Annotated in this window: 20 protein-coding genes; 11 read left to right on the forward strand and 9 right to left on the reverse strand. The window is 73.8% G+C overall.

Annotated features, from left to right (window positions below; all coding sequences use genetic code 11):
* Window positions 1-255: 255 nt before the first annotated feature.
* Complete coding sequence (locus BLS21_RS25235) at window positions 256-426, forward strand: hypothetical protein (protein ID WP_175479609.1); 171 nt, start codon at window positions 256-258, stop codon at window positions 424-426.
* Window positions 427-515: 89 nt separating this feature from the next.
* Here the strand turns inward: BLS21_RS25235 and BLS21_RS17205 are convergent, their stop codons facing one another.
* The 4 genes from BLS21_RS17205 to BLS21_RS25615 form a co-directional block, all read right to left on the reverse strand.
* Entirely contained in the window at window positions 516-1,808 is a 1,293-nt protein-coding gene (locus BLS21_RS17205) for an Nramp family divalent metal transporter (protein WP_091221210.1), read from the reverse strand.
* 105 nt (window positions 1,809-1,913) lie between these two features.
* Entirely contained in the window at window positions 1,914-2,618 is a 705-nt protein-coding gene (locus BLS21_RS17210; RefSeq protein ID WP_091221213.1) for a Mut7-C RNAse domain-containing protein, read from the reverse strand.
* A gap of 96 nt (window positions 2,619-2,714) precedes the next feature.
* Entirely contained in the window at window positions 2,715-3,893 is a 1,179-nt protein-coding gene (locus BLS21_RS17215; protein WP_217636176.1) for an aminotransferase class I/II-fold pyridoxal phosphate-dependent enzyme, read from the reverse strand.
* Window positions 3,890-4,174 carry a hypothetical protein gene (locus BLS21_RS25615; protein WP_217636177.1) on the reverse strand — a complete coding sequence of 95 codons (285 nt, stop codon included), beginning with the start codon at window positions 4,172-4,174 and terminating at the stop codon, window positions 3,890-3,892. The genes BLS21_RS17215 and BLS21_RS25615 overlap by 4 nt, the downstream gene beginning before the upstream one ends.
* Before the next feature lie 97 nt (window positions 4,175-4,271).
* Here BLS21_RS25615 and BLS21_RS17220 point away from each other — a divergent pair, with 97 nt between their 5' ends.
* From BLS21_RS17220 to BLS21_RS17235, 4 genes are all read left to right on the forward strand, one after another.
* Window positions 4,272-4,784: a VOC family protein gene (locus tag BLS21_RS17220; RefSeq protein WP_091221216.1), complete on the forward strand. Its 513-nt coding sequence runs from the start codon at window positions 4,272-4,274 to the stop codon at window positions 4,782-4,784.
* Between the two features lie 23 nt (window positions 4,785-4,807).
* Complete coding sequence (locus BLS21_RS17225) at window positions 4,808-5,359, forward strand: GNAT family N-acetyltransferase (protein WP_091221219.1); 552 nt, start codon at window positions 4,808-4,810, stop codon at window positions 5,357-5,359.
* A 72-nt stretch (window positions 5,360-5,431) separates the two neighbouring features.
* The gene (locus BLS21_RS17230; protein WP_217636178.1) at window positions 5,432-6,091 is read left to right on the forward strand and encodes a GntR family transcriptional regulator; all 660 of its coding nucleotides are present in this window, start codon (window positions 5,432-5,434) and stop codon (window positions 6,089-6,091) included.
* Window positions 6,078-7,097 (forward strand): 1-aminocyclopropane-1-carboxylate deaminase, encoded by a 1,020-nt coding sequence (locus BLS21_RS17235; protein ID WP_091221225.1) that lies wholly within the window; start codon window positions 6,078-6,080, stop codon window positions 7,095-7,097. The genes BLS21_RS17230 and BLS21_RS17235 overlap by 14 nt, the downstream gene beginning before the upstream one ends.
* Window positions 7,098-7,231: 134 nt before the next feature.
* Here BLS21_RS17235 and BLS21_RS17240 read toward each other — a convergent pair whose 3' ends face one another.
* Window positions 7,232-7,864, reverse strand: coding sequence for a hypothetical protein (locus BLS21_RS17240; RefSeq protein WP_139177183.1), 633 nt, complete (start codon window positions 7,862-7,864; stop codon window positions 7,232-7,234).
* A 98-nt stretch (window positions 7,865-7,962) separates the two neighbouring features.
* Between BLS21_RS17240 and BLS21_RS17245 the strand changes: the two genes are divergently transcribed.
* Together BLS21_RS17245 and BLS21_RS17250 are read left to right on the forward strand one after the other, a co-directional pair.
* A complete protein-coding gene (locus BLS21_RS17245) occupies window positions 7,963-8,589 on the forward strand; it encodes a hypothetical protein (protein ID WP_091221230.1) in 627 nt (208 codons plus the stop codon).
* A complete protein-coding gene (locus BLS21_RS17250; protein WP_091221233.1) occupies window positions 8,573-9,202 on the forward strand; it encodes an RNA polymerase sigma factor in 630 nt (209 codons plus the stop codon). The genes BLS21_RS17245 and BLS21_RS17250 overlap by 17 nt, the downstream gene beginning before the upstream one ends.
* On the opposite strand, the gene BLS21_RS25620 is transcribed toward BLS21_RS17250, so the two are convergent.
* The 4 genes from BLS21_RS25620 to BLS21_RS17270 all read right to left on the reverse strand — a co-directional run bounded on the left by BLS21_RS25620 (window position 9,183) and on the right by BLS21_RS17270 (window position 11,868).
* Window positions 9,183-9,515: a hypothetical protein gene (locus tag BLS21_RS25620; protein WP_091221235.1), complete on the reverse strand. Its 333-nt coding sequence runs from the start codon at window positions 9,513-9,515 to the stop codon at window positions 9,183-9,185. The two genes, BLS21_RS17250 and BLS21_RS25620, sit on opposite strands and share 20 nt — an antisense overlap.
* Window positions 9,516-9,923: 408 nt before the next feature.
* A complete protein-coding gene (locus BLS21_RS17260) occupies window positions 9,924-10,616 on the reverse strand; it encodes an alpha/beta hydrolase (RefSeq protein WP_091221238.1) in 693 nt (230 codons plus the stop codon).
* A complete protein-coding gene (locus BLS21_RS17265; protein WP_091221241.1) occupies window positions 10,613-10,816 on the reverse strand; it encodes a hypothetical protein in 204 nt (67 codons plus the stop codon). Before BLS21_RS17265 ends, BLS21_RS17260 begins: the two co-directional genes overlap by 4 nt.
* Before the next feature lie 35 nt (window positions 10,817-10,851).
* Window positions 10,852-11,868, reverse strand: a complete 1,017-nt coding sequence (locus BLS21_RS17270; RefSeq protein ID WP_091221244.1) for an NADP-dependent oxidoreductase — start codon at window positions 11,866-11,868, stop codon at window positions 10,852-10,854.
* Window positions 11,869-11,935: 67 nt separating this feature from the next.
* Here BLS21_RS17270 and msrA point away from each other — a divergent pair, with 67 nt between their 5' ends.
* The 4 genes from msrA (at window position 11,936) to BLS21_RS17290 (ending at window position 16,731) form a co-directional block, all read left to right on the forward strand.
* Window positions 11,936-12,589 (forward strand): peptide-methionine (S)-S-oxide reductase MsrA, encoded by a 654-nt coding sequence (gene msrA, locus BLS21_RS17275; RefSeq protein ID WP_091221246.1) that lies wholly within the window; start codon window positions 11,936-11,938, stop codon window positions 12,587-12,589.
* Window positions 12,590-12,678: 89 nt separating this feature from the next.
* Window positions 12,679-13,806 (forward strand): class I SAM-dependent methyltransferase, encoded by a 1,128-nt coding sequence (locus BLS21_RS17280; protein ID WP_091221249.1) that lies wholly within the window; start codon window positions 12,679-12,681, stop codon window positions 13,804-13,806.
* Window positions 13,807-13,920: 114 nt separating this feature from the next.
* Window positions 13,921-15,012, forward strand: a complete 1,092-nt coding sequence (locus tag BLS21_RS17285; RefSeq protein ID WP_091221251.1) for a class I SAM-dependent methyltransferase — start codon at window positions 13,921-13,923, stop codon at window positions 15,010-15,012.
* 132 nt (window positions 15,013-15,144) lie between these two features.
* Window positions 15,145-16,731 (forward strand): methyl-accepting chemotaxis protein, encoded by a 1,587-nt coding sequence (locus BLS21_RS17290; protein WP_091221254.1) that lies wholly within the window; start codon window positions 15,145-15,147, stop codon window positions 16,729-16,731.
* The last annotated feature ends 14 nt before the right edge of the window (window positions 16,732-16,745 follow it).

Consider the following 16,745-nt stretch of genomic DNA (forward strand, 5'->3'; position numbering starts at 1 on the left):
GTGGGCTCCCGTGTGCGTCCCGACGCCCAGCGCATCGCCGGGCGCGACCATGCTTCTCCCTCCCCACCCGAGAGCCAACGGGTCCGCCTCCGGCGGTGCGGTCGAACGTCACGGACCTGGGTGTGGTCCGCCACCGCCGGGCGAGGAGGTGGGCCAGGAGCGCGTGCGTCGGTGCTCATGTCGCCTGGCGCGGGCGACCTGCGGGGACCCCACCCCCGCGAGGCCTGGTGTGCAGGACGCTGCTTGACTCCCCCCATGGTCGCGCCGATCCCCGAGCCGGGTCCGAGCATCGATCCGACCGAGCCGGTGCCCGACGACCCGGGCGAGCTGCTCCCCGACGCGCCGGAGCCCCTCCCGCCCCCGCCGATCGAGCCGACACCCGACGACCCCGGGGGCGACCCGGGCGGCGTCCCGGAACCCGCCTGAAGGCCGCGAGCGACGAACTCGTGGCCATCGAGCCGTGATCGCCACGAGTTCGTCGATCTCGCCGGGACGGACGGCGGAGGTCCAGCCGCTCAGCCGAGGACGAAGCCCAGCAGCAGGTGGCCGTTCAGCCCGATGATGAGGGCCGCGACCACCGCACCGGCGACGGTGGTCACCCGCCGGTTCACCCAGCCGCCCATCAGGTCGCGCCGGCTGGTCAGCCACAGCAGCGGCACCAGCGCGAACGGGATGCCGAACGAGAGCACCACCTGGGACCAGACCAGCGCGGTCGTCGGGTCGCCGCCGAGCAGCAGCACCAGCAGCGCCGGGGCCAGGGTGATCAGCCGCCGGGCGAGCACCGGGATGTGCCGGCGCAGGAACCCGGCCATGACGACCTGGCCGGCGTGCGTGCCGACCGACGACGAGGCGAACCCCGAGGCCAGCAGCGCGAGCGCGAAGGCCAGCGAGGCCCCGGCGCCGAGCTGGTCGCCGAGCCCGGCGTGCACGCCCTCCAGCGAGCCGGCGTCGCCCCCGCCGGTGAACAGCTGCGCCGCGATGACCAGCATCGCCGCGTTGACCAGCCCGGCCAGGCCCATGGCCAGCAGCACGTCGAGCCGCTGGGCCCGCAGCAGGCGGCGCCGCCCCTCGGCCGAGCGCCCGGCGGTGACGACGTCGCCGTAGCGGCCCGGGGTGAGCGCGGAGTGCACGTAGATGACGTGCGGCATCACCGTCGCGCCGAGGATGCCGGCGGCGAGCACCAGGCTGTCCGGACCGGCGAAGGAGGGCACCAGGCCGCCGGCCAGCCCGCCCACGTCGACGCCCGAGCCGACCAGCGTGTAGCCGAAGCCCAGCCCGATGACCAGCAGCAGGCCGGTGATCACCCGCTCGAACGGCCGGTGCCCGCGGGACTGCGCGGCCAGCAGCACGAAGGCGACGACGGCGGTGATCAGCCCGCCGGCGGGCAGCGGGACGCCGAACAGCAGGTTGAGCGCGACCGCGCCGCCGACGATCTCGGCCAAATCGGTGGCGATCGCGACCGCCTCGGCCTGCAGCCACAGGCCCCGGGTGACCGGCCTGGGCAGCTGCTCGCGGCAGTTGGTGGCCAGGTCGCGGCCGGTGGCCAGGCCGAGCTTCGCGGTCAGCGACTGGATGAGCATCGCCATGAGGTTGGCCGCGACGATCACCCACAGCAGCGTGTAGCCGAAGGCGGCGCCGCCGGAGAAGTTGGTCGCGAAGTTGCCCGGGTCCACGTAGGCGACCGCGGCCACGAACGCCGGCCCGAGCAGCGGCCAGACGCGGCGCCGGCCGGTGGCCTGCGGAGCTCGTCCCGGCGTGCCGACCAGCGTGGTGGGCAGGACGGCGGCCTCGGTCTTCGACAGGTACACGGCGGCCTCGCAGCGGGGTGTCAGGCATGGGCGGTCGCTCCTGGACTGCCCGCCCGGGGTGTCACACCGGGGCCAGGCCGTGGCCCCCGGGGGCCGAAGTGAGCCTCACCTACGCCGCGCGGCCGCCACGAGCTCGTCGATGCGACGGGCGTGCGCGCCGCGCCAGTAGACCCGGCCGCACGCCGGGCAGCGGGAGAAGTCGTCGAAGGTCCGGCGGGTGCCCGGTGGCAGCCGGTCGGCGACGTCGGCCTTCGGCACCGGCTCGAGCCGGGCGCCGCAGGCGGTGCACCGGGTCAGCGGGGCCAGGGACGGCGCGAACCGGTCGAGGACGTCGGCCAGCTGGTCGTCCGGCCGGCTCCCGCGCACCAGCGCCCCGGGCACCCCGCGCCGCATCAGCAGGCCGCGGTCCTGGGTCAGCAGCACCCGCTCCTCGGCGACGGCCCGCGCGGCCAGGTCGGCGTCCTCGGCGTCGTTGGACCAGGCGGCGTCCAGACCGAGCAGCCGCAGCCGGCGGGCCAGCGTGCCCAGCCCGACGTCGAGCAGGAAGCCGCCGGACGGCACCGGCTGCGGGCGGGGGACCGGCCCGATCTCGAGGACGGCGCCGGGACGGGTGCGCGCCGACAGCGGCAGGAGCTGGCCGTCCACCCGCACCTCGCCCACCTCGGTCAGGGGCACGCCGGCGGCCTGGACGACGTGGGCGACCGTGGCGTCGGGGTCGAAGCGCATCCGCCGGACGCCCCGGTGCCGGTCCCGCCCCGGCAGCAGGAAGCGCAGCGGCGCCGGGACGACGACGTCGACGTCCTCGGTCACCGCTGCGCCTCCCGACTCACGCGACGACTCTGGCCTGGTTCCGCGCCTCGGTCCGCTCCTCGCTCGCCGGCGCTCGCTGCGATGCTCCCGCTGTCATCAGGCGACCACGCGGAGGGTCTGCATCGACGGGTCGGCGGCGTCCGGGACCAGCATCCCCGCCTGCACCCCGGTGGTCAGGTAGTCGACGGCCTCCTGGCTGATCCGCTCACCGGGCGCGAGCACCGGCACCCCCGGCGGGTAGGGGCTCACCATCTCCGCGGCGATCCGGCCGGCCGCCTCGGCCGCCGGCACCTGCTCGACCCGGCCGAAGAACGCGTCGCGGGGCAGCATCGCCTGTTCCAGCTCCAGCGACCGGGGCTCGGGCAGGTCCACCCGCGGCGGGCGCTCCATCGACCCGGCGCCGTCCACCAGACCCTGCAGCGCGTCGAGCAGGACCTTCTCGGTCTCGTCGTCGTCGGCGTGGGTGATCCGCGCGCTGATCCGGCAGGCGTCGGCGGACCCGACGTCGACGTGCCGCTCGGCGCGCAGCCAGTCACCGGCCTGGTAGCCGGTGATCCCCAGCGGCCGGACGTCGATGGTGAACACCAGTGGATCGAGGTCGAAGGCGCCACCGGGGTGCACCACTTCCCGGCCCATCAGCGACAACCCGTCCATCCCGTCGATGGCCGCCCGGATGCGCGCGGCCCGCTCCAGGGCACGGCCGAGCAGGTCCGCGCCGTGCTCGACCATCTGGCGCCGCCAGCCGTCCAGCGTCAGGTAGACCAGCGACGAGGAGCTCGTCGTCCCCAGGAGGTCCTCCCGGGCCTCGAGCACGTTCGGGTCGACCCGGTCGCCCTGGAGGTGGAAGACCGAGCTCTGCTCGATGGCACCGCCCATCTTGTGCACGCTGGTCACGACCACGTCGGCGCCGGCGTCCATGCCCCAGGCCGGCAGGTCGGGGTGGAAGGGCAGGTGCGCGCCCCACGCCTCGTCGACGATCAGCGGCACGTCGGCGGCGTGGCACGCCTCGGCGACCCCGGCGATGTCCGCGCAGGTGCCCCAGTCGGTCGGCGTGATGAGGAGCACGCCCTTGGCGTCGGGGTGGGCCGCCAGCGCCCGGCGCACGTCCTCCGGCTCCGGCGGGTGGGCCAGCTGCAGGTCCGGGTCGAAGTGCGGGTGCACCCACACCGGCTGGATGCCGCTGATGATCAGCCCGGCGACCACCGACTTGTGCGCGTTGCGGCTGACCAGCAGCTTCTCGCCGGGCCCGGCGACCGAGATCATCGCGCTCTTCACCGACAGCGAGCTGCCGCGCAGGTCGAGAAGAAGGCCCTGTCGGCGTCGACGGCGTCGGCCATGAGGTCCTCGGCCTGCGTGGTGACCCCCTGGGACTCCCGCCGGTCGTCGAGGCCGTTGAGCGAGAGGACGTCGGAGGCGAAGACCCCCTCGCCGACGACCTCGACCACCCGCGGGTCGGCACCGCGGCCCTGCTTGTGGCCGGGCGGGCCGTAGACGAGGTCGCCGCGGCGACGGAACTCCTGCAGTGCCTCGAGGACGGGGGCGCGTGAGTGGTCCATGGGCGGGCCCTACCCGATCGGCCGCCATGGATGCTTGAATACTCAAGCAGTGGCGCGCACACTGGACGCCGTCGTACCGACCCGTCAGGAGCCCGCCGTGCCCGTCCAGCGCCTCAACCACGCCGTCCTCTACGTCCGGGACGTGCAGCGCAGCCTCGCCTTCTACCGCGACGTCCTCGGCTTCCGGGTGAAGACCGAGATCCCCGGTGCCGCGGTGTTCCTGCAGGCCGAGGGGTCGACCAACGACCACGACCTGGGCCTGTTCCAGGTGGGCGCCGCGGCCGGTGCCTCCGAGGCCGGCCGGCGCACCGTCGGCCTGTACCACCTGGCCTGGGAGGTCGACACGCTCGCCGAGCTGGCCCGGGTCCGCGACGCGCTGCTGCAGGCCGGCGCGCTGGTCGGGGCCTCGGACCACGTGACCACCAAGGCCCTTTACGCGCAGGACCCCGACGGGCTGGGGTTCGAGGTCTCCTGGCTGCTCCCCGCCGCGCTCATCACGCCGGAGCTCACCGAGGGCGCCCCGATGACCGCCCCGCTGGACCTCGACCGCGAGATCGCCCGCTACGGGGCCGCAACCCGCGGCGGCGTGGGGGTCTCCGTCCCCGCGTGAGGGTCCGGGGAGGATGGCTCCCCGTGGACCCGGTCGAGCTCGACGTCGGCGCGCTGCGTCTGCGGCCCTGGCGGGAGGACGACGCCGACGACGTCGTCGCGGCGATGCAGGACCCGCTCATGCGGCTGTGGAACGGCCTGCCGGCCACGACCCGCCCGGACGCGCTGGCCTTCCTGCGCCGGCGCGGGAACTGGACCGCCGGCGACCACGCCTCCTGGGCGGTCGCCGACGCCGTGACCGGCGCGCTGCTCGGCTCGGTGTCACTGCACTCCATCGCCGTCGCGCAGGGCAACGCGCAGGTCGGCTACTGGACCGTCCCGGCCGCCCGCGGGCGCGCCGTCGCCGCCCGGGCGGTGGACGCGGCCTGCACGTGGGCCTTCGCGGCCGTGCCGCTGGAGCGGGTGGAGCTGTGCCACGCCGTGGAGAACACCGCCTCCGGCCGGGTGGCCGAGAAGGCCGGCTTCACCCTCGAGGGACGGCTGCGCCGCTCGTACCGGTACGGCGACGGGCTCAAGCACGACGAGCTGATCTGGAGCCGGCTGGCCGACGACGCCGCACCGGATCTCAGCAGCTGAGCCCCCCGGCCATGTCCGCGGGATGGCCGCAGGGGGTTGACGCGAGCGCGACTGACATCTGAGATGTCAGTCGTGACCCTGGCTCCCGTCTCCCGCGTCCTACTGCGCGACGTCGCGCTCCAGCGCATCCGGGCGGCGATCGTCTCCGGTGACCTCGAGCCCGGCGCGGTGGTGAAGGACGCCGAGCTGGCCGCCCGCCTCGGCCTGTCGGTGGCCCCGGTGCGCGCGGCGCTGGCCCGGCTGGCCGACGAGGGCCTGGTCGAGGCCAAGCCGCAGAGCCGCACCCGAGTGACGCCGTTGCGGGTGCGCGACGTCCGCGACGCCGCGGTCGTCGTCCGGGCGATGCACGAGCTCGCCGTCCGCGAGGCCGTCCCTGCGGTGACCCCGGACGACGTCGCCGCCATGCGCGCGGCCAACGGGCGGTTCGCCGCCGCGGTGCGGGCCGGGGACGTCGACGCCGCCCTGGCCGCCGACGACGACCTGCACGGCGTGCTCCTGGCCCGCTGCGGCAACGCCGCGCTCACCGCGACCGTCGAGCGGCTCACCCCCGCCGTCCGCCGGCTGGAGCGCCGGCGCTTCGCCGCGGCGCACGGTGGGGAGTCCGTCGACCTGCACGACCGCCTGATCGCCGCCTGCGCCGCCTCGGACGCCGGCACGGCCGTCGCCACCACCACCGAGATCTGGACGGCGCTGCTGTCCGAGCTGGAGGAGACCCCTGATGGCACTGTCTGACCACCCCCGGTACCCGCTGCTGTTCGGCCCCTCGCCGGTGCACCGGCTGGACCGGCTCACCGAGCACCTCGGCGGCGCCGCGGTGTGGGCCAAGCGCGAGGACGTGAACTCCGGGATCGCCTTCGGCGGCAACAAGACCCGCAAGCTCGAGTACCTGGTCGCCGACGCGCTGGCCCAGGGCTGCGACACGCTGGTGTCGATCGGCGGCGTGCAGAGCAACCACACCCGCCAGGTGGCCGCGGTCGCCGCGCGGGTGGGCCTGCGGTGCGTGCTGGTGCAGGAGAGCTGGGTCGACTGGCCCGACGCCGTCTACGACAAGGTCGGCAACATCCTGATCAGCCGGCTGGCCGGCGCCGACGTCCGGCTGGTCAAGGCCGGTTTCGGCATCGGGTTCAAGGAGAGCTGGGAGGCCGCGCTCGCCGAGATCGAGGCCCGCGGCGGCAGACCCTACGCGATCCCGGCCGGCGCCAGCGACCACCCGCTCGGCGGCCTGGGCTTCGCCTCCTGGGCGGAGGAGCTCGCCGCCCAGGAGGCCGAGCTGGGCGTCTTCTTCGACACCGTCGTCGTCTGCTCGGTCACCGGCTCGACGCAGGCCGGCATGGTCGCCGGCTTCGCCAGGCTCGAGGAGGACGGCGCCCGCCCGCGCCGGGTCCTCGGCGTCGACGCCTCCGCGAGACCTGCCGAGACGCGCGACCAGGTGCTGCGGATCGCCCAGCGCACCGGGCAGCTGATCGGCCTGCGCCGCCAGCTCACCCTCGACGACGTCGAGCTCGACGAGCGCTACTCCGCCGGGGTCTACGGCATCCCCGACGAGACGACGATCCGCGCCATGGAGACCGCCGCCCGCACCGAGGGCATGGTCACCGACCCGGTGTACGAGGGGAAGTCGATGGCCGCGACCATCGACCTCGTCGGCCGCCGGGAGATCGACCCGTCGTCCACCGTGCTCTACGCCCACCTCGGCGGGCAGCCCGCGCTCAACGGCTACAGCGCGCTGTTCTCCTGAGGTGGGACGGGCCGGGCCCGGCTGGCGGGGCACGGTCGAGAGCGGCCGACCCGGGCGTCACCGGGACGTCGACCGGCCGGGCCCGTCCTCGCGTGGGTCCGAGCCCGGTGCGGTGCTCGGTCCGCGCCCCTGCCTCACGCCTCGCGGTGCTGCCAGAGGTGCAGGGTGGGTCGGGGTAGGTGCTGCTCCACGTAGTAGGTCCGGAGGAAGGCCATCAGATTGGCCCGCGCGTCCTTCCGCTTCTTGTCGTCGGAGCTGTAGATGTTCTCGATGGCCGGGGTGTGGAGTTCTAGTTGGGTTCTCCGCTGCCGAGGCTCGAGTTTGCCTTGCATGCCCTTGAGGGCGTTGAACGAGTGGTATTCGAGACTCTCGGGGCTCTGTTCACCGGCCCAGTTCCCGATCGCCCTGTCCATCACCGACTCGAGAGCCTGGCGTATCCACTCGATGACGCTGGTGAGCATGGACACCGCATCTCGCAGCTCAGCCGGAGGCTTGCGTCGAGATCGGAAGTCGGCCCGCAGCAGGACCGAGCCGATGAGTCCGTAGCAGAGCCCCTTCACAGCGTCGTTGGGGTTGATCTGGGTCCTTGCCAAGGATCCGATGGCCCAGCCGATCACGCCTCCGCCGACGGCCACTGTCGAGAGGTACACGAGGAGCAGCCCGAGGGTCTTCCAGCGCCCCCAGCTGATCCAGGCCTGGAGGTGGTTGAACGGGAAACCGATCATCGCGAAGCCCGCCGCGACAATCATTGCCACGGCGAGGGACATGCCCGACTCCATCGAAGGGTCCTCGATCGTCCCATACAGTAGCCAGTGCGCTTCGGCACCGGCCGGCGCGGCGGGCTGAAGGGTGGGGGAACCCTGAGGTGAGCGCGGCGACGTTGCAGGCAATTCTGCAGGTGAGGGGCGTCATTGATCGGGTCCTCGCCGCACCTGGCGCTCACGGCGGGCTCACCGAGGCTTACATCGAGGAACTCGTACCTGCTCTGGCTGAGTACGTCGAAGCGAGGTTCCCAGGTCAGTTCAGCGTGCAGGACCGGCGGGACATGGCCCGGTCCGTGATCATCCACCGGCAGGCCGAGCTGCATGCTGCCTGCGCGGCCGTCGATGTGCGAGCCCAGGACGACCCCTTCCTCGAAGCCCTCGCAAAGGGGGCGACGGATCACGCTCTCGAGGTGTGGGACAGACGGCAGCGGGGAGATGCGGGACGTCGCTGCAGTCGGTCGGCCAGAGATTCCGAATTGGTGTCACGACTCTTCCACGAAGCCGATCGTGATGCGGTGGTCACGTGTCTGCGGGAGCTGCGTCGCAGACGCCTGTTCGACCATTCCAAGGTGATCCAGAGCTACTTCGACCTGGCGGAGGAGCTCAGGAGGGAACCGCACCTGGCGGAGACGGCAGATCGTGCGCGAGTGTGTCTCGACACCGCTGAGACCGCACTGCTCTTGTTCAAGAACCTGCTGAGCGAAGTCACCGATGACTCCCTCCCGTGAGTCCTCCGGTTCCCGGGATGGCTTCGATGAAGCCGTCCTCAGGTTGAGCCACGGGGAGAGCAGCCCGTCGACGCAGCAAGTGCAGGCCCTGTCGACCTGGCTGGTGGCTGTCCTGCGCAGACGTTTCACGGACCTGCCCGAGACGGATCTGGAGGAGATCTCGCTCGACGCCATCGTGAAGTTCGAGGACACCGCCCGCAGGGGGAAGGTGGACACTTCTCGCAACCCCAGCGGGTATCTGGTGCGCATAGCGCTCAATGCGGCAGTCGACAGGTTGCGCAAGGGTCGACGGATCACACTGATCGACCCCGCCGACCTCGTGGACGTCGCCGGCCATTACGTGACGGATGACGAGATCGTCGCGAGGTTGGACGCGAGAGCCGATGCACGACTGGTGCGGAGGGCTCTGTCGACTGCGCACGAAGCCGGTGACACGACCCTCGTCCGGGTGGTCACGTACCTGCTCGACGAGATCGAGCAGACCGGAGGGGTGCCGAGCAACCGGGCTGCCGCAGAGGCGCTCGGTCTGAGCCACACCGGTGTGGCCAACGCGCTCAGGAGGTACCGAGACCTCATCGACCACACCGGTCGCTCTAGCAGCGTGCTCGACTGACGTTCGCCCGGTGCGCGCGCTCGAGACGTCGTTCCCACTCGATGACCGCGTCAGCAGTTCCGTCCGCTCTCGCTGCTGCCTGCGCCATGGCCACGTAGGCGGCAGGCGTCAGTCGTAGGAACTCCTGTCCGCTCTCGTCTCGCTCGAGGACGGCCAGCTCTGCGGCCTCCAGCCCGGCTCGTGAACCGAACGGCAGGAGTTGGACCGTCGCTTCGGCGACGGCGCAGGGAGCCTCGTGCAACCCGGCCAGCACGCGGATCAGTCGATCGTTCAACCCAGCGAGGAGGTCCTGCTCGGAGCCTTCCTCGAGCACGGCCGGGTCCGGGGTCTCGGGGGAGACCGCACACCTGGAGGCGTCGCTGGAGCGCCTGGGGACAGCCCTGGGGCGCGCAGCCGTCCGAGGACCCTGCGCAGCGCTCGTCTCTCCACGACGGGGCCAGAACTTGGCCGCCATGGCGCTCACCTCTCCCTCTGTTGCTCGCGCGAGCCCCGGGAGCTCGTTCGAGATCACTACTCCCCATACGCACGAGACCACGCGACTGGCAACCGTGTCGTCTGCCGGACAGGTGCCGGCCGGCGTCACCGGGACCAGTGGACTGCGACTCCGTGACCCTCATACGCACGAGGGGAGGGGCGTGGCAACACCCGAGACCTCCTCGGACGAGGACCGACCGACGAACTGGGCCACTCGTCGGTACGGGGTGCGGGCGCGTCGTCCCGGTCACAGGGACGCGGAGAGCTCGCGGTTCTCCAGGGCCGCGCGCAGTTCGGCCCGCCACGGTGCGAGCCCGGACCCGGCGAGGACGACGTCCCGCACGAAGGTGTGCCAGACCGGCGCCCGGCGCACCATGCTGTGCCCGCCGGCGATGGTGAACCGCGCGATGCGCACGCCGGCTCGTTCCGCGCGGACGGCGAAGTCGCCCGAGAGCGCGGCCGGCACCCACCGGTCGCCGCGGCCGTGCAGGATCGCGACGGTCCGCCCGCGCAGGTGCTCGACGGGCTCGCCCGGCGGCGTCCACGGCGCGAGCGCGCAGACCGCCCGGACCGAGGGGTCGTCCCCGGCGCGCAGCACCGCGCGGCCGCCCATCGAGTGGCCGACCAGCACGACCGGGACGTCGTCCCCGTGCCGGGCCCGCAGTTCGCCCAGCGCCCACCGGACGTCGGCGTACGCGTCGGCGGCCACCCCGTTCCAGCCGGCGACCCGGTAGCGCAGCAGGTAGGTGTCCAGGCCGCGGTCGGCGGCGGAGGCGCGCACGAACTGCTCGATGGCGCGCATCCGCAGCAGCGACAGCGCCCGCTCCTTGGGCGGCTGGACGCTGGCCACGGTGCCGCCGTGGCAGAAGAGGGCGAGCGCCCGGGTCGGCCCCGCGGCCGGCTGGTGGTCCAGGCCCGGGTGCGCGCCGCTGGTGGTCACCGGCGACGGCGCCCGCCGCGGAGCGTCGCGCGGGCGCGGTCGCCGAGGTCGCCGGCCCGGTACAGCGCCCGCGTCACCGGCGTGGACCCGGTGCGCCGCTCGAGCACCTGCCCGGCCCGGCGCAGCAGCCCGGTGGCGAGGGGGACGACGACGGTCAGCAGCAGCCAGGTGCGCAACCGGCTGGTGAGGAAGAGCCACATGATCGGCAGTCTGCCTCGCTCGGCCGGTGGGGGCCTCAGTCGGGGTCGGGCGCCAGGCGGACGACCATCTTCCCGACGTTGCCCCCGCGGAGCAGGTCCAGGAAGGCCGGCACGGCCTGCTCGATGCCCTCGTGCACGGTCTCCCGGACCACCAGGTCGCCCGAGCGCAGCCAGCCGGTCACCGTCTCGGTGAACTCCGGTCGCAGGTCGGCGTGGTCGCTGACGAGGAAGCCGCGCAGGGTGAGCCGTTTACCGACCATCAGGCCCATGTTGCGCGGCCCGGGCGGCGGCTCGACGGCGTTGTAGCCGGAGATCGAGCCGCACAGCGCGGCCCGCCCGTGCACCCGGAACGCGCCGATCGCGGCCTCCAGGTGCTCGCCGCCGACGTTGTCGAAGAACAGGTCGATCCCGTCGGGCGCCGTCTCGGCCAGCCCGCGCGCGACCCCGTCGCGGTAGCTGAAGGCGGCGGTGAAGCCCAGCTCCCGCAGCCAGGCGACCTTCTCCGGCGAGCCGGCGCTCCCGACCACGCTGCCGGCCCCCCGCAGCCGCGCGAACTGGCCGACCAGGCTGCCCACCGCGCCGGCGGCCCCGGAGACGAACACGTCGTCGCCCTCGCGGAAGGCGCCGACCCGGAACAGGCCGGCGTACGCGGTCAGCCCCGGCATGCCGAGCACGCCCAGGTACCAGGACGGCGACACGTCCTCCTCGGCCGGCAGCCGCGTCACCGCGGCGGCGTCGAGGACGGCGGTCTCCCGCCAGGCGGCGTCGGTGAGGACCAGCGAGCCCTCCGGCAGCTCGGGTGCGCGCGAGTCGACCACCCGGCCGACGGCGCCGCCCTTCATCACCTCGCCGACCTCCCACGGCGGCGCGTAGGAGGGCCCCGAGCGCATCCGGCCGCGCATGTACGGGTCGACCGACATCACGACCATCCGGACGACGACCTGCCCCGCGGCCGGCTCGGGGACGGGTACCTCGACCAGCCGGAAGTCCTCGGGGGTCGGCTCGCCGTGCGGCCGGGCCGCCAGGTGCCACTCACGCGTCGTCGCAGCCATGCCCCGATCCTGCATCGGGCCTGGTCGGTCCGCCGGGTCGGTTGCGGACCCGGCCTACGCTCGGAGCATGTTCTTCTCCCGGACCAAGACCCAGCCGGTGGCAGCCGAGGAGGCGCTGCCGGGCCGCCCGACGCCCCTGCCGAACGTCCCGGAGCTGCACGCGGTCAACGGCAACCGCATCCAGCCGCCGTTCCCCGACGGCATGCAGACCGCCGTCTTCGGGGCCGGGTGCTTCTGGGGCGTGGAGAAGGTCTTCTGGGAGCAGCCGGGCGTCTACTCGACCGCGGCCGGTTACGCCGGCGGCTACACGCCCAACCCGACCTACGAGGAGGTCTGCTCGGCGCAGACCGGCCACACCGAGGTCGTGCTGGTCGTCTTCGACCCGGCGGTGACCTCCTACGAGCAGCTGCTCAAGGTCTTCTGGGAGGACCACGACCCGACGCAGGGCATGCGCCAGGGCAACGACGTCGGCACCCAGTACCGCTCGGCCATCTACTACGCCTCACCGGAGCAGGAGGCGGCCGCCCGCGCCAGCCGCGAGGCCTTCCAGCAGCGGCTGACCGCGGCCGGCTACGGCGAGATCACCACCGAGATCGCGCCGCTCGGCGACTTCTACTACGCCGAGGACTACCACCAGCAGTACCTGTACAAGGTGCCGGGCGGCTACTGCCCGATCCACTCGACCGGCGTCTCCTGCCCGGTGGGCCTGTCGGGCGTCTGAACGAGGACCACCCTTCCCCCCACGCCTCGCAGGCTCGGCGCGGGCCCCTGAAGGGCGGCCGTTCCAGTACCTCGCGGGGAGGGAGTGCCGTGGCCGACTCCGGGCTCCTCGAGCAGTTGCGGCGGGAGCCGGACGTCGAGGCGCCGGACCTGGTCGCCGTCGACGCGACCGACCGGCTGCTGCTCGACGAGGCCGCCGACCTGCTCGCCGCGGCCGGCCCCGGTGCGGTCGCCGTCGTCGACGACTCCTACGGCGCGCTGACCCTGGGCGCGGTGGCCGCCGGCGCCCGCGACGTCCGGGTGCACCAGGACCTGCTGGTCGGCGAGCTGGCCCTGGTGCGCAACGCCGAGCGCACCGGGCTCACCGGCACGTTCCGCTCGCTGCCGCTGGGTCCCGGGCTGGCGGACGGCGTCGGGCTCGTGCTGGCCAAGGCGCCGAAGTCCCTCGATGCGTTGCGCGAGCTCACCGAGGTGGTGGCCTCCTCCGCCGCGCCCGACGTCACGCTGCTGGTCGGCGGGCGGGTCAAGCACATGACCCACGCGATGAACGACGTCCTGGGCCTCGGCTTCACCGACGTGCACGCGACGCTGGCCCGGCAGAAGTCGCGGGTGCTGGTCGCGCGCGGGCCCCGGGAAGGGGTGGCGACGTCCTTCCCACGCCGGCAGCACCACACCGACCTGGGCCTGACCGTCTGCGCGCACGGCGCGGCCTTCGCCGGCACGAGGGTGGACGCCGGCACGCGCGCCCTGCTCGCCGCACTGCCCCGGATGGCCCCCGACGCCCGGACGGCGCTGGACCTCGGCAGCGGCACCGGCGTGCTGGCCACCGCGCTCGCCCTCGCCCGGCCGGGGCTGACCGTGCTGGCCGGTGACCAGTCCGCGGCGGCGGTGGCCTCGGCAGAGGCAACCGCGGCGGCCAACGGGGTGGCCGAGCGGGTCCGGGTGGTCCGGGACGACGCGGCGTCCACCGTGCCGGACGCGAGCGTGGACCTCGTCGTCTGCAACCCGCCCTTCCACCTCGGCGCGGCCGTGGTGACCGGTGCGGCCGACCGGCTGTTCGCCGCGGCGGGGCGCGTGCTGCGGCCCGGCGGTGAGCTGTGGTGCGTCTACAACAACCGGCTGCCGCACCGGGCCGCGCTGCGCCGGCTGGTCGGCCCCACGCAGGTCGCTGCGTCCGACCGGCGCTTTACCGTCACCGTCTCGGTGAAGGACCCCTAGGAGGACCCGTCCTCCGCACCGCTGGCAGGCTCGCGGCGAGCCTCCGGACGGGCCGGCTCGCCCGGGCCGGAGGGCTCTGGCCGGGCGAGCGGTGCCGGGCCACGGTCGGGGGGCATGACGACGACCGAGACCCCACCCGTCGACGCCACCACCGCCCTGGCCGAGCGGCTCTTCGACGGGGTGATCGCCACCCTGGAGCTGGCCGCGGTCCACCTCGGCAGCGAGCTGGGCTGGTACCGCGCCCTCGCCGAGGCCCCCGCGACCGCGCCCGAGCTCGCCGAGCGCACCGGCACCGCCCCGCGGTACGCCCGCGAGTGGCTGGAGCAGCAGGCCGTGGCCGGCCTCCTCACCGTGGACGACGAGGCCGCCGCCCCCGACGAGCGGCGCTACACGCTCCCGGAGGCGCACCGCCCGGTCCTCGTCGACCGCGACGACCTCGCCTACATGCCGCCGTTCGTGCAGCAGGCACTGGTGTTCAGCGGGAACGTGCCGCGGCTGCTCGAGGTCTACCGCACCGGCGGCGGCCTGTCCTGGGCCGAGATGGGCGATGCCCGCAGCGCCCAGGCCGCCGGCAACCGCGCCTACTTCCTCGGCCCCATGGCCTCGCAGGACCTCGCCTCCGTGCCGGAGATCGACGCGGCGCTGCAGGCCGGCGGCCGGGTCGCCGACGTCGGCTGCGGCATGGGCTGGTCGGCCATCGGCATCGCCCGCGCCTACCCGCAGGCCCGGGTCGACGGGTACGACGTCGACGAGCCCTCGGTGGAGCAGGCCCGGCGCAACGCCGAGGAGGCCGGCGTCGCGGACCGGGTCCGGTTCACCACGGTGGACGCGGCGGCCGCGGGGGAGCAGGGCAGCTACGACCTGGTCACCGCGTTCGAGTGCGTGCACGACCTGGCCGACCCGGTGGCGGTGCTCGCCGCGATGCGCCGGATGGCCCGCCCGGGCGGCACCGTGCTCGTCGTCGACGAGCGGGTGGCCGAGCGGTTCACCGCGCCCGGCGACCAGGTCGAACGGCTGATGTACGGCTTCAGCGTCACCTGCTGCCTGCCCGACGGGCTGTCCACCCGGCCCTCGGCGGGCACCGGCACGGTGATGCGCCCGGCCACGCTGGAGCGCTACGCCCGCGAGGCCGGCTTCGCCGGGGTCGACGTGCTGCCCGTCGAGCACGACATCTTCCGCTTCTACCGGCTGCGCGACCGGGCGTGAGCGCGGCCACATTCCGGAACCAGAAAGGATCCTCGGTCGGACCCGTTGCGCTGTAGCAGCTCCAGCGACCTGCCGAACACGGGGCAACGGCGCGCACCTGGCGCGCCGATCCCTCACCGCAGGAGTGCCGGCATGGCGCGCAACCTCTGGTCCGACCGTCCCCTCGGCGTGAAGCTCGGAACGCTGGTCGCTGCCGGCGCCGTCGTCCTCGCCGTCTTCGCCTGGATCGCCATCCGGGCGCTGCAGAGCACCGAGACCACCGCGGGTGAGCTGCTCGCCAGCGCCGAGGTGACCGGGGACGTGCTGACGGCCGACATGATGCACGACGCCGTCCGCGGCGACGTGCTCCAGGCGCTGGTCAGCGGCGGCCAGGGCGACCTCTACCGAGGTGCGGTCACCGACCTGGCCGAGCACGACCAGGCCTTCCGCGACCTCCTCGTCGAGATCTCCGGGGACGGCCTGAGCCCGGAGATCGTCGCGGCGGTCGAGGAGGTGACCCCCACCGTCGACGCGTACCTCCTCGCCGGCCAGCAGATCGTCACCACCGCCGGGCGCGACCCGGTGGCCGCGCAGGCGGCCTATCCCGCCTTCGGTCAGGCGTTCTCGGCGCTGGAGGACGAGCTGCCGCTGCTCGAGGACGCCGTGGCGGCGTTCGCGGACGACGCGGTCGCGCACGCGGACGGTCAGCGCAGCACCGCCATCACCCTCGCCCTGGTGGTCGCGGTCGTGGGGGTGGTCGTCCTGGCCCTGCTCGGCTGGGTGGTCACCCGCTCGGTCGTGCGGCCGCTGCACCGCGTCGGCGCGGTGCTGGCCGCCATGGCCGACGGCGACCTGCGCGGCTCCACCGGCGTCACCAGCAGGGACGAGGTGGGCCGGATGGCCGCCGCGCTGGAGGCCTCGATGGGCAACGTGCGGGCCGTCCTGACCTCGATCGGGGAGACCACCGGGACGCTCGCCTCGGCCACCGAGGAGCTCTCGGCGACGGCCCAGGACATGACCCGGCTGGCCGACGAGTCCTCGGTGCAGAGCGGGGTGGTCGCCGACGCCGCCGGTCAGGTGTCGGTCAACGTGCAGACCGTGGCCGCCGGCTCGGAGGAGATGGGCGTCTCGATCCGCGAGATCGCGCAGAACGCCAGCGAGGTGGCCCGGGTCGCGGGTCAGGCCGTGCAGGTCGCCGACGCGACGAACGCGACCGTCGCCAAGCTGGGGGAGTCCTCGTTGGAGATCGCCAGCGTCGTCAAGACGATCACCGCGATCGCCGAGCAGACCAACCTGCTCGCGCTGAACGCCACCATCGAGGCCGCGCGGGCCGGCGAGGCGGGCAAGGGCTTCGCCGTCGTCGCCAACGAGGTCAAGGAACTGGCGCAGGAGACCGCCAAGGCCACGCAGGACATCACCGCGCGGGTCGAGGCGATCCAGGGCGACACCGAGGGCGCGGTGCGGGCGATCGGGGAGATCGCGCAGATCATCGCCCTGATCAACGACTCGCAGGGCACCATCGCCGCCGCCGTCGAGGAGCAGACCGCGACCACCACGGAGATGAACCGCAACGTCGCCGAGGCCGCGCAGTCGGCCGGGCAGATCGCCGACAACATCACCGCGGTGGCCGGCGCCGCGACCGCCACGACCCGCGCGATGACCGACGCCCGGACGGCGATGGACGAGGTGGCCCGGATGGCCTCGGCGCTCAGCGCGTCGGTGCAGCGCTTCCGCTGCTAAAGGGGAGAGGTCCG

It is taken from the genome of Geodermatophilus siccatus (genome assembly GCF_900103785.1).
In the GTDB taxonomy this organism is placed as follows: domain Bacteria; phylum Actinomycetota; class Actinomycetes; order Mycobacteriales; family Geodermatophilaceae; genus Geodermatophilus; species Geodermatophilus siccatus.

Bases quoted from the DNA above. Each gene is read 5' to 3' on its own strand.
- msrA (WP_091221246.1), top strand. From the start codon at position 11,936: ATGTTCTTCTCCCGGACCAAGACCCAGCCGGTGGCAGCCGAGGAGGCG.
- BLS21_RS17250 (WP_091221233.1), top strand. From the start codon at position 8,573: ATGACTCCCTCCCGTGAGTCCTCCGGTTCCCGGGATGGCTTCGATGAA.
- BLS21_RS25235 (WP_175479609.1), top strand. From the start codon at position 256: ATGGTCGCGCCGATCCCCGAGCCGGGTCCGAGCATCGATCCGACCGAG.
- BLS21_RS17235 (WP_091221225.1), top strand. From the start codon at position 6,078: ATGGCACTGTCTGACCACCCCCGGTACCCGCTGCTGTTCGGCCCCTCG.
- BLS21_RS17270 (WP_091221244.1), bottom strand. From the start codon at position 11,868: ATGGCTGCGACGACGCGTGAGTGGCACCTGGCGGCCCGGCCGCACGGC.
- BLS21_RS17240 (WP_139177183.1), bottom strand. From the start codon at position 7,864: ATGTCCCTCGCCGTGGCAATGATTGTCGCGGCGGGCTTCGCGATGATC.
- BLS21_RS17285 (WP_091221251.1), top strand. From the start codon at position 13,921: ATGACGACGACCGAGACCCCACCCGTCGACGCCACCACCGCCCTGGCC.
- BLS21_RS25615 (WP_217636177.1), bottom strand. From the start codon at position 4,174: ATGGACCACTCACGCGCCCCCGTCCTCGAGGCACTGCAGGAGTTCCGT.
- BLS21_RS17290 (WP_091221254.1), top strand. From the start codon at position 15,145: ATGGCGCGCAACCTCTGGTCCGACCGTCCCCTCGGCGTGAAGCTCGGA.
- BLS21_RS17265 (WP_091221241.1), bottom strand. From the start codon at position 10,816: ATGTGGCTCTTCCTCACCAGCCGGTTGCGCACCTGGCTGCTGCTGACC.